This is a genomic window from Candidatus Sphingomonas phytovorans, assembly GCA_029202385.1.
GTDB lineage: Bacteria > Pseudomonadota > Alphaproteobacteria > Sphingomonadales > Sphingomonadaceae > Sphingomonas > Sphingomonas phytovorans.
Genome location: CP119314.1, coordinates 2582673 through 2593788 on the forward strand (window position 1 = coordinate 2582673; position 11116 = coordinate 2593788).

Below are 11116 nucleotides of genomic sequence, written 5' to 3' on the forward strand. Positions count from 1 at the left end.
AAATCGTGTGCGGAGACAAGGACCGGGATTTCAACTGGTCGGCGGCAAACATGAAAGCGGGAAGGAGGGCGCACCGGCTCGAACCTCGTCGGTCCGGGGCGTCGGTTGACGCTGGGTCCGCGCCTGCTAGGTCCTGAAGGTGACTGGATCGGTGGTGATACTAGAATGGCGCGAACACAGGCAGCTGATTACGAAGAAAGACGCGAGGCCATTGTCGCGAAGGCGGCACAGCTTTTCGCGGAAAATGGCTTTCTCGGCGCGTCGGTGCTCGAGCTGGCAAACGCCTGCCAGACGTCCAAGTCGCTTCTATATCATTATTATCCCTCGAAAGAGGACGTCCTCTACGCCGTCATGGCTTCCCACATCGACCGCCTCGTCGCTGATGTGGATCAGGCCATGGCCGTCCAGGGCAAGCCGGAGCAGCGACTGAAGACCCTGCTTCGTCTCTTCATGAAAGACTATGTCGGGGCCGCCGCGCCGCAAAAGGTCCTCCTCAACGATCTGAGGCACCTGCCCGATGAAAAGCGCCACTCCATCGTCGCGAAACAGCGCAGGATCCTCGATACGGTGCAGGCCCTGCTCGTTGAGCTCGACCCGACACTGGCCGATCAAAAAGGCAAGGCGCGCGCCAAGACCATGTTGTTGTTCGGCATGATCAACTGGACCGGGAACTGGTATGATCCGGCCGGTCCGCTTGATCCGGAGAGCATCGCCGACATGGCATTCAACCTCGCTGTCGGTTAGTTTTCTGAACCGGAAGGGCGCGGCGTTCCGGATTGGAGCGACGATGCCGACACTCGCTGGATCAGCGAATTTTCAGGCATCGAAGTCGAGTTCGACATCGTCCGAAAGCGGCACGGCCTGGCAGGTGAGAACATAACCGCGCGCCACCTCCTCCCTGGAGAGGCCGAAATTCTGGTGCATGGCCACCTCACCGGTGACGACCTTCGCACGACAGGTAGCGCACACGCCCGCCTTGCAGGCGAACGGGGCCGGCAGCCCGGCGGCGCGCGCATTCTCGAGAATGGAGCCCTTCTGCGCGTCGAAAGTCAGCGCGCGTCGGCGGCCATCGAGCGTCAATCGTACCTTCCTGCCTTCCGCCTTGCGGGCGCGTTCTTCCGCCGCGTTGCGGTCCGCCTCGCTGATCGGACCGACATTGAACCGTTCCGAAAGGATCGACGCGGCAGGGACGCCCCCGGCGAGCAGCGCGCCTTCAACCGCATCCATCATGCTGCCCGGCCCGCAGATGAAGGCCGCGTCGATGTCCGACGGATCGAGCAGCCGCTCGAATATCTCGCCGAGCTTGCCCGTATCAAGCCGGCCGTTGAACATCGGAATACCGTCTTCTTCCTCGGTGAGGAAATGGAAGATCTGGACCCGATCTAGAAACCGGTTCTTCAGGGCGGATATCTCCTCCAGGAACATGATGCTGGACGAGGTCCGGTTGCCATAGAAAAGCACGAACCGGCTATGCGGTTCGGTCGCGAGGCCCGTCTTCAGCAGGGACAGGATCGGCGTAATGCCCGAACCAGCGGCGAAGGCCGCATAGGTGGCGCTGCGTGCCGGATCGAAGCGCCAGGTGAAGCTGCCATGCGGCGGCATCGCGTCGAGCGTGCCGCCGACCGTCAGCATCTTGTTCGCCCAGGTCGAGAAAAGCCCGCCCTCGACGCGCTTGATGGCGACCCGCAGCTCGCTTTCATCCGGCGCAGTGCAGAGCGAATAGTTCCGCCGCACCTCTTCCCCGTCAAGCTCGGCGCGCAGGGTCAGATGCTGGCCGGGCGAATGGCGAAATGCCTCCCGAAGCGACGCGGGCACGGAGAGGCGAAGCGACACGGCATCGTTGGTCTCGCGACGTATCTCGGCGATTTCGAGGGCATGGAACCCGGTGGACATCGTCGCTCCTAATGGCATTTGAATTTGTCGAACGGCTCCAGGCAATCGTCACATTGCCAAAGCGCTTTGCACGGGGTCGACCCGAAGCGGCTGATCTCACGCGTCCCGGCCGAGTTGCATCGGGGGCAATGGACGGTCTCACGAGCGCGCAACGAATGCAGGGCCGCATTCCTGGCCGGCGGCGCAATGCCGTAGGCCAGCAGTTTCTCCCGCCCGGCATCGGTGATCATGTCCGTCGTCCATGGTGGATAGAGTTCGGTCCGGATCTCGACATTCGAGAAGCCGGCATCGTCGAGCCCGGCCCGTACGGAAGCCTCGATGACGAGCGTGGCCGGGCAGCCCGTATAGGTTGGCGTCAGCGTGACCCTTGGCGTGCCGGCGGTCTCGATCGACCGGACGATGCCGAGGTCAATCACCGAAACCACGGGGATTTCGGGATCAGGCACGGTCGCCAGCACTTCGGCGAGACGATCGGCCAGGCCAGAATCGGACGGCACCGATGCGCCCATGGCCGTCACCAGGCGGCTTCGGGGTGCGCTCGGGGCACGACCTGCATGACCGCGAGAAGCGGTGACAGATGCTCGGTGTGGCGCCCGTCGCGACCGCCCGATATCTGCCAGACTCGCCCGGGCTGTGCAGGCAGCGTCGCGATGGACAGCAGTTCGGCGACGCGGCTGTCGAACCCCGCCCGCAGTGCCGTACGATCGAACAACACGCCTTCGGGCTGGAGACCGGCCTGTTCCTCGCTGCGGGCAAACATGTCGTCGACGAAGCGCCAGAACCAGTCGAAGCCCTCCGTCATGCGTAGCCTGCTTTCATCGGTGCCGTCGCCGAGCCGGACGACCCAGTCCGACGCCAGCTCGGCATGATAGGCGACCTCCTTGATCGCCTTCGCGCTGATGGCCGCGATCCTGGCGTCGGCTGAGCCCTGAAGCTTGCCGAACAACGCCAGTTGATAGGTCGAGAAGAGGAACTGCCGGGCGATGGTCTGGCCGAAGTCGCCATTGGGCTGTTCGACCAGCAGGCAGTTCCGGAATTCGCCCGCATCGCGGTGGAAGGCCAGCCGATCGGCGCTGCGCCCCTTCCCTTCCACCTCGCCGGCATAATCGAGAAACAGCGTGGCCTGGCCGATCAGGTCGAGCGCGAGGTTCGACAGGCCGAGATCGACCTCGATGCTCGGCGCATGCCCGCTCCATTCGCAAAGCCGCTGGCCAAGAATGAGTGAATCGTCGGCAAGCTCGAGAAGAGCAAGGAAAAGCGGGTCGTTCATGCCTGTCTCACATGTGCTTCACGGCGTCGGGAAGGTCGTAGAAGGTCGGGTGCCGGTAGATCTTGTCTTCGGCGGGCTCGAACAGCGCGGCTGATTTCCCCGGATCGGAAGCCACGATGTCGCTCGACCGGATGACCCAGATGCTCACCCCCTCCATCCGCCGAGTGTAGGTATCGCGCGCGTGCCGGACGGCGAGATCACCGTCGGGCGCATGCACCGAGCCGACATGGCGATGCTCGATCCCCCCGCGCGCCCGCACGAACACTTCCCAAAGGGGCCAATCCCTGCTCATTCCCGCACCCCTCCTGCCAGTGCCGCCACGGCGTGCGCGTGCTTCGCCTGATAGGCATCGGCCGCCGCGCGAACCCATGCCCCCGCTTCCCACGCGGCGCGGCGCGCGTTGATCCGTTCCTTCGCCACCGGGCCATGCCCCTGGACGACCGCGTAGAATTCCTCCCAGTCGATCGCGCCGAAATCATAATGCCCGCGCTCCTCGTTCCAGCGCAGGTCCGGATCGGGAATGGTGAGCCCCAGCAGTTCCGCCTGGGGAACCGTCGCATCGACGAATTTCTGGCGCAGCTCGTCGTTCGTCTCGCGCTTGATGCGCCAGCGGATCGACTGGGCGCTGTTGGGCGAATTGTCGTCGGGCGGGCCGAGCATCATCAGCGCTGGCCACCACCAGCGATCGAGCGAATCCTGCGCCATCGCCTTTTGGGCGGTGGTGCCGTTCGCGAGCGAAAGGAGCAGGTCGAAACCCTGGCGCTGGTGGAAGCTCTCCTCCTTGCAAACGCGTACCATCGCTCGGGCATAGGGGCCGTAGGATGTCCGCTGGAGCGGGACCTGATTCATGATCGCGGCACCGTCCACCAACCAGCCGATCGCGCCGATGTCCGCCCAGCTCAGCGTGGGATAGTTGAAGATTGTCGAATATTTCGCCTTGCCCGCATGCAGGGCGTCGATCATCTGTTCCCGGCTGGTTCCCAGGGTTTCCGCCGCGCAATAAAGGTAGAGACCGTGCCCCCCTTCATCCTGGATCTTGGCCAGGAGGATCGCCTTGCGCTTGAGGCTTGGCGCCCGCGTCAGCCAATTGCCCTCGGGCAGCATCCCGACGATCTCGCTGTGCGCGTGCTGGGATATCTGGCGCGTCAGCGTGCGCCGATAAGCTTCAGGCATCCAGTCCTTCGGTTCGATGAATTCGTCCGCCGCGACCCGCGCCTCGAACGCGGCAAGCATCGCGGAATCCTCCACGTCGGCCGGAGCGACTGCCGCAACCCTATCCAGCTCTGTCGTATACATCCTGAATCTCCTGCGCTTCAGGCCATATAATTAACCGACCATACGGTCAATGAATTATCTGCATTGAGCGAACGGATTCTTTCACACGCGCTCGATGACCATCGCGATCCCCTGTCCGACACCGATGCACATGGTGCACAGCGCATATCTGGCACCGCGCAATCCGAGCTCCTCCGTCGCCGTCAGGATCAGCCGGGCGCCGGACATGCCCAGCGGGTGGCCGAGGGCGATCGCGCCGCCGTTGGGGTTCACGTGCGGGGCATCGTCGGCGATGCCGAGCTGCCGGAGAACGACCAGCCCCTGGCTTGCAAATGCCTCGTTCAATTCGACGACATCCATATCGTCCACCGCCAGTCCAAGCCGATCCAGCAGCTTCCTACTGGCGGGCGCAGGCCCGATTCCCATGATATGGGGAGAAACGCCCGCGACGCTCGTGCCAAGGACGCGCGCTCGCGGACTGAGTCCATATCGATCGATCGCGCGCGCACTTGCAACGATGATGGCGGCGGCGCCATCATTCACACCGCTTGCATTGCCGGCGGTGACCGTGCCGTCCGGGCGCACTATCGGACGAAGCGCGCCAAGTGCCTCCAGCGTCGTCTCGCGAGGGTGTTCGTCCCGCTCGACCACAAGCGGATCGCCTTTCCGGTTCGGGACGCTGACAGGTACGATCTCCTGCGACAGGCGGCCGCTCGCCTGGGCCGCAGCCGCGCGGCGTTGACTTTCAGCCGCGAATTTATCCTGGTCGGAGCGGCTCACGCCGAATTCCCGCGCGACGTTCTCGGCCGTCTCGGGCATCGAATCGATCCCAAACTGCGCCTTCAGCCGGGCATTCACGAAGCGCCATCCGATCGTGGTGTCATAGACCGCGTTGTCCCGGGCGAATGGCTGGGCTGCCTTCGGCATGACGAACGGCGCGCGGGTCATGCTCTCCACGCCGCCCGCGATCATGAGGTCGGCCTCGCCCGCCTTGATGGCGCGCGCGGCAAAGGCAACCGCATCCATGCCCGATCCGCACAAGCGATTGATCGTCGTGCCTGGCGCGTCTTCTCCGAGACCCGACAGGAGCGCCGCCATGCGCGCGACGTTCCGGTTGTCCTCACCTGCCTGGTTGGCACATCCAAGGATGACGTCTTCGACATTGCCGACGAGGCGCGGATTGCGCTCGACAAGCGCCGCGAGCGGCACCGCGGCCAGATCGTCCGGCCGGATCGTCGCCAGGGCACCGCCATATCGCGCGACGGGAGTCCGCACGGCATCGCAGATGAACGCCTCAACCAATATCTTCTCCCCATGGCGCCGGCACCAAAAGCGCTGGCGACCTCTTCTGAATCGATCGACATGCCTCGCCTCCTAGAGCCGAAAATTGCGCTTGCCAATAATTGTCCGATCGGTCAGTCTATAAAAAGAAACGTAGAGGAGCCAGGATGAGCTACAGCACGATCCTTCTGGAAATCGGGGACGGTGCCGCGAGGCTGACCCTGAACAGACCGGAGCGGCTGAACAGCTTCACCGTGCAGATGCACGAGGAAGTTGCCGCAGCACTCGACCTCGTCGAACGCGACGAGAACGTCCGGGTGCTGCTGCTCACCGGCGCGGGCCGCGGATTCTGCGCGGGCCAGGATCTTTCGGATCGATCGGTTGCGCCGGGTGCCGAGCCCGTCGACCTGGGCCATTCGGTCGAGACCTATTATGCGCCGCTCGTCCTCAGGCTGGCATCGATGGAGAAACCGGTCATCTGCGCGGTCAACGGCGTCGCGGCCGGCGCGGGCGCGAATATAGCCCTTGCCTGCGACATCGTCATCGCGGCCAGGAGCGCACGCTTCATCCAGTCCTTCGCGAATATCGGTCTCATCCCCGATTCCGGCGGGACATGGGTTCTCCCGCGCCTTGTCGGGCAAGCGCGTGCGCTTGGACTGGCGATGACGGGCGAGCCGTTGTCGGCGGAGAAAGCCGAGAACTGGGGGCTCATCTGGAAGTGCGTCGATGACGAGCAGCTTGGGCAGGAAGCCGACACGCTGCTGCGGCGTTTCGCGACCGGCCCAACGCGCGGCCTTGCCGCAACGAAGCGCGCCATCCGGAATGCGGCGCTGAACTCGTTCGAGAATGAGTTGCTGATCGAGCGCGACCTGATGCGCGAGCTCGGACGAAGCGACGATTATCAGGAGGGTGTGGCCGCCTTCATGGCCAAGCGCCCTCCCCATTTTACCGGCCGATAGGCTCTGGCAGAGGCTTTTATGACGAAGATCCTGGAGAACTATTCGGCCGACCGCTGGGTCAGAAGCACTGAACCGGTGCCCGTGCTGTCGGCGATCAGCGGCGACCCCGTCGCTCAGGCCGGCAGCACGGGGCTCGATTTCGCGGCCATGCTGTCGCATGCCCGCCAGGTCGGCGGCCCGGCGCTTCGCGCGATGAGCTTCCATGATCGCGCGCGCATGCTCAAGGCGCTCGCCCAGGCGATCATCACTCGCAAGGAAGAACTCTACGCGCTGTCGACGGCGACGGGCGCGACACGAAACGACAGCTGGATCGATATCGAAGGCGGCGCGGGAACGCTGTTCGCCCTGTCGTCAAAGGGCCGAAAGGAACTGCCCGACGACGTCATCCTGACTGATGGCGACTTCGAACCGATCGGCAAGCTGGGCAGCTTCATCGGCCAGCATGTCTATACGTCGCTCCAGGGCGCGGCGATCCATATCAACGCCTTCAACTTTCCCGTCTGGGGCATGCTGGAGAAGCTCGGCCCGGCCCTGCTCGCGGGAGTACCGGCGATCGTGAAGCCCGGCACGACATCATCCCAGGTGGCGGAGCACGCATTCCGCATCATGGTCGAAGCCGGCGTTCTGCCGCCGGGCGCCGTTCAACTCATCGTCGGAAGCGTCGGCGACCTCCTCGATCACCTGACCTGCCAGGACGTGGTATCCTTCACGGGATCGGCAGGGACCGCGATGAAATTGCAGGCACATCCCGTGATCGCGCGTGAATCGGTGCGCTTCGTGGCGGAGCGGGATTCGCTCAATGCTGCGATCCTCGGGCCGGATGCCGGTCCTGACACACCGGAATTCGATCTCTTCATCAAGGAGGTGGCACGGGAGATGACCGTCAAGGCGGGGCAGAAATGCACCGCGATCCGGCGTGCCTTCGTACCGCGCCAATGGCTGGATGCCGCCGAAGAGGCATTGAAGGCACGGCTCGGCAAGATCGTCATCGGCGACCCCGCCATGGAGGGCGTCACCATGGGCGCACTTGCCGGACGGTCCCAGCTTGCGGATGTCCGCGAAAAGGCGCGGGAACTGTCGACCGAGGCCCAACTCGTGTTCGGCGATATCGACCATGTCGACATCAAGGGTGGCGAGCCCGCATCAGGCGCGTACATATCGCCCCTCCTGTTCCGCATGGACGATCCCTGGGCCGCGCAGAAGGTTCACGATATCGAGGCATTCGGGCCCGTCGCGACGCTGATGCCTTATGACGGTCTCGACGACGCGATCGCGCTCGCCAATCGTGGCAAAGGGTCTCTCGCCCTTTCATTCTTCACTTATGATCCACAGGTCGCGCGGCAATTCCTGCTCGGCACGGGCTCCTTCCACGGGCGGATCGTCATCCTCGATCGAGACAGCGCGAAAGAATCCACCGGTCATGGCTCCCCTCTGCCGATGCTGATCCATGGCGGCCCCGGACGTGCCGGCGGCGGCGAGGAAATGGGCGGCATCCGGGGCGTCAAACACTATATGCAGCGCAGCGCCGTGCAGGGCCATCCGCGCATAATCGGCGCCATCACGCGACGCTGGCTTCCGGGCTCGGCGCAAGCCGAAGCGACCACCCATCCGTTCCGGCTCCGCTTCGGCGAACTGGAGATCGGCTATACGCTGCGAACCGGCGCCAGAGCGATCACACTGGAGGATATCGAGCATTTTGCGCATTTCACGGGCGATACCTTCTACGCTCATATGGACGAGGAAGCGGCCGCGGCTAATCCCTTCTTCCCGGGCCGCGTGGCGCATGGCTATCTGATCCTGTCATTCGCGGCGGGGCTGTTCGTCGATCCGGCACCGGGGCCCGTTCTCGCCAATTACGGGCTCGAGGGCCTGAGGTTTCTGAAACCCGTGTCGCCGGGCGAGACCATCAGGGTGGCGCTGACGGTGAAGAGCAAGACACAGCGCAACGAGCAATATGGCGAGGTTCGCTGGGCGGTCGTGGTGACCGACAGCAGCGACGCTATGGTCGCGACCTATGACCTGCTCACGATGAACGCCCTCTGAGAGGATCGGCCAGAGAAATGGACTACGGCCCCACCACGAAAGAGGCATTGCAGCGCGTCCAGCTTGAACGGCTGCGATGGTCCGTCGGGCACGCCTATCGCAATGTCGGCTCCTTCCGCGCGGCGTGCGATGCGAAGGATGTCAGTCCCGACGACATCCGTTCCTTGCCGGACATTGCGCGCCTGCCCTTCACGACCAAGGCCGATCTGCGGGCAGCCTATCCGTTCGGCATGTTCGCTGTACCGGAAGACAAGGTTGCACGTATCCACGCGTCCTCGGGCACGACCGGGCTGCCGACCGTCGTGGGCTACACCGCCGACGATATCCGGACATGGTCGTCGCTGGTCGCCCGAAGCATCCATGCCGCGGGTGGGCGCGCAGGCATGAAGGTGCATATCGCTTATGGCTATGGGCTGTTCACCGGCGGGCTCGGTGCGCACTATGGCGCCGAGGCGCTTGGATGCGCCGTCATTCCCATGTCGGGCGGCCAGACCGAAAAGCAGGTCAAATTGATCCAGGACTTCAAACCGGAAGTCATCATGGTGACGCCGAGTTACATGCTCTCGATCCTCGACGAATTCCGGCGCCAGGGCATCGACCCGAGAAGTTCGTCCCTGCGCATCGGGATATTCGGAGCCGAGCCCTGGACCGAGGCGATGCGCCGCGAAATCGAAGGCGCATTCGATCTCGCCGCAACCGATATCTACGGCCTGTCGGAAGTCATGGGCCCCGGTGTCGCCCAAGAGTTCCAGGGGACATCGGGCCCGACGATCTGGGAAGACCATTTCCTGCCGGAGATCGTCGATCCTGAAACGGGCGAGCCCCTTCCCGATGGCGAGGAAGGCGAGCTCATCTTCACCTCGCTCTCCAAGCAGGCGCTCCCGATCATCCGGTATCGCACGAGGGACCTGACCCGCCTCCTGCCCGGTGACGGGCTTCCCTATCGCAGGATGGCGAAGATCGTCGGCCGATCGGACGACATGCTGATCGTCCGGGGCGTCAACGTCTTCCCGACGCAGATCGAGGAGCAGCTTCTCAAATGCGCCGAGCTCGCGCCGCATTTCGTGATCGAGGTCACCCGGCCCGATCGCATGGATGAAGTGATCATCGAAGTGGAGCCGCGCATCGGCATCGACATGTCGACCTGCCAGGCCCACGCGACCACCCTGTCGAGCTATATCAAGGAGAATGTCGGCATCAGCGCACGCGTGTCGTTGCGCCCGCCGGGCGCAATCGCCCGCTCGCAGGGGAAAGCATCACATGTGCGGGACCTTCGACCCGCCCACTGAACGCGGCATCATCGCTTCGGGCGGATAGAGGCCGTTGACCCGCGCAAAAAGGCGGCTGAGACCAAGCAGCGTCTGCAGATTTTCCACCCGCAGGTTCAGTGATTCCCCGATCTCGATCGGTGCCGACAACAGTTGATCGATTTCCAGTGGCTTGCCCGCCTCGGCATCCTGCAGCATCGAGGTCTTGAAGGCGCCCAGTTGCCGCGTAACGGCGTTGCGATCCTCGCCGCGCTCGGCAATGTCGCAGCCGATGCGCGCGCCGATCGCTTGAGCTTCAGCCATTGCCCGCAGGACGAAGGCGCTGACCAGCGGATCGTCGAGCACGCGATCGCAGGTAGCACCGGTCATCGCGGAGATGGGATTCATCGTCATGTTGCCCCAGAGCTTGTACCAGATATCGCGGCGGATGGCCGGGCTCCGTTCGACATCGAACCCCGCGCCGGCGAATATTCCGGCCACCAGGTCGAGCCTTGGGGAAAGCGATCCGTCCGGTTCGCCGAGGATCAGCCGGTTGCCCGCCTTATGCGCGACATCACCCGGCCCGCGAACGAAGGCCGACGCGTGAACCACACATCCGAGCACCGTTTCGAACGGGATCGCCTGTGCGATCGCCCCGCCCGGATCGATGGAGAGCAACGCGGTTGACGCCAGCTCGCCCCCGCCGCCCAGCAGGAACCACCAGGGCACGCCGTTCATCGCCGGTATGACGATCGTATCCGGCCCGATCAGCGGTCGGAGCGACGACGCAAGCACGGGCAGCGCCGGCCCCTTGAGCGCGACGACGACGAGGTCCTGGACGCCCAGGACAGCCGCATCATCGCTGGCCCCGACCTGCGCCTCCAGCGCCTGTCCTCCCAGTTCCAGCCGCCATGGCGCCTCCCGTAGCGCGGCGAGCGTCTCGCCCCGAGCGAGGACGCTGACATCATGACCCGAGGCGGCGAGACGCACGCCCATCCAGCCGCCTATCGCACCCGCCCCGACAATCGCTATCTTCATATCAGACCTTCTCAATACCCATTCCCGGCAGCCGGCACGCGCCCAGCGCCGCGAGGGCAGCCTCGCTATCGATCGTCATGATTTCGCCCGCAATCAAACCGGATTTTGCA

At 64.2% G+C, this 11116-nt stretch carries 11 protein-coding genes; 4 read left to right on the forward strand and 7 right to left on the reverse strand.

What is annotated here, in order from left to right:
• Positions 1-105 precede the first annotated feature (105 nt).
• Positions 106-744 (forward strand): TetR/AcrR family transcriptional regulator, encoded by a 639-nt coding sequence (locus tag P0Y59_11790; GenBank protein ID WEK02328.1) that lies wholly within the window; start codon positions 106-108, stop codon positions 742-744.
• Between the two features lie 72 nt (positions 745-816).
• On the opposite strand, the gene paaK is transcribed toward P0Y59_11790, so the two are convergent.
• The 6 genes from paaK to pcaF all read right to left on the reverse strand — a co-directional run bounded on the left by paaK (position 817) and on the right by pcaF (position 5740).
• Positions 817-1893 carry a phenylacetate-CoA oxygenase/reductase subunit PaaK gene (gene paaK, locus P0Y59_11795; GenBank protein ID WEK02329.1) on the reverse strand — a complete coding sequence of 359 codons (1077 nt, stop codon included), beginning with the start codon at positions 1891-1893 and terminating at the stop codon, positions 817-819.
• 8 nt (positions 1894-1901) lie between these two features.
• On the reverse strand, positions 1902-2402 hold the full coding sequence (gene paaJ / locus P0Y59_11800; protein ID WEK02554.1) for a phenylacetate-CoA oxygenase subunit PaaJ: 501 nt from the start codon (positions 2400-2402) through the stop codon (positions 1902-1904).
• A gap of 5 nt (positions 2403-2407) precedes the next feature.
• Positions 2408-3163 carry a phenylacetate-CoA oxygenase subunit PaaC gene (gene paaC / locus P0Y59_11805; protein ID WEK02330.1) on the reverse strand — a complete coding sequence of 252 codons (756 nt, stop codon included), beginning with the start codon at positions 3161-3163 and terminating at the stop codon, positions 2408-2410.
• Positions 3164-3170: 7 nt separating this feature from the next.
• Positions 3171-3455, reverse strand: coding sequence for a 1,2-phenylacetyl-CoA epoxidase subunit B (gene paaB, locus P0Y59_11810; protein ID WEK02331.1), 285 nt, complete (start codon positions 3453-3455; stop codon positions 3171-3173).
• Positions 3452-4459, reverse strand: coding sequence for a 1,2-phenylacetyl-CoA epoxidase subunit A (paaA, locus tag P0Y59_11815; GenBank protein ID WEK02332.1), 1008 nt, complete (start codon positions 4457-4459; stop codon positions 3452-3454). Before paaA ends, paaB begins: the two co-directional genes overlap by 4 nt.
• 81 nt (positions 4460-4540) lie before the next feature.
• Positions 4541-5740 (reverse strand): 3-oxoadipyl-CoA thiolase, encoded by a 1200-nt coding sequence (gene pcaF, locus P0Y59_11820; GenBank protein WEK02333.1) that lies wholly within the window; start codon positions 5738-5740, stop codon positions 4541-4543.
• Between the two features lie 146 nt (positions 5741-5886).
• Here pcaF and paaG point away from each other — a divergent pair, with 146 nt between their 5' ends.
• Genes paaG through P0Y59_11835 form a run of 3 tightly spaced genes read left to right on the forward strand, consistent with a single transcriptional unit; the run spans position 5887 to position 10010 of the window.
• Positions 5887-6678, forward strand: coding sequence for a 2-(1,2-epoxy-1,2-dihydrophenyl)acetyl-CoA isomerase PaaG (paaG, locus tag P0Y59_11825; GenBank protein ID WEK02334.1), 792 nt, complete (start codon positions 5887-5889; stop codon positions 6676-6678).
• Between the two features lie 18 nt (positions 6679-6696).
• On the forward strand, positions 6697-8721 hold the full coding sequence (gene paaZ / locus P0Y59_11830; GenBank protein WEK02335.1) for a phenylacetic acid degradation bifunctional protein PaaZ: 2025 nt from the start codon (positions 6697-6699) through the stop codon (positions 8719-8721).
• Between the two features lie 17 nt (positions 8722-8738).
• Positions 8739-10010, forward strand: coding sequence for an AMP-binding protein (locus P0Y59_11835; GenBank protein WEK02336.1), 1272 nt, complete (start codon positions 8739-8741; stop codon positions 10008-10010).
• On the opposite strand, the gene P0Y59_11840 is transcribed toward P0Y59_11835, so the two are convergent.
• The gene (locus P0Y59_11840; protein ID WEK02337.1) at positions 9978-11006 is read right to left on the reverse strand and encodes a 2-dehydropantoate 2-reductase; all 1029 of its coding nucleotides are present in this window, start codon (positions 11004-11006) and stop codon (positions 9978-9980) included. The genes P0Y59_11835 and P0Y59_11840 overlap by 33 nt on opposite strands.
• Between the last annotated feature and the right edge of the window lie 110 nt (positions 11007-11116).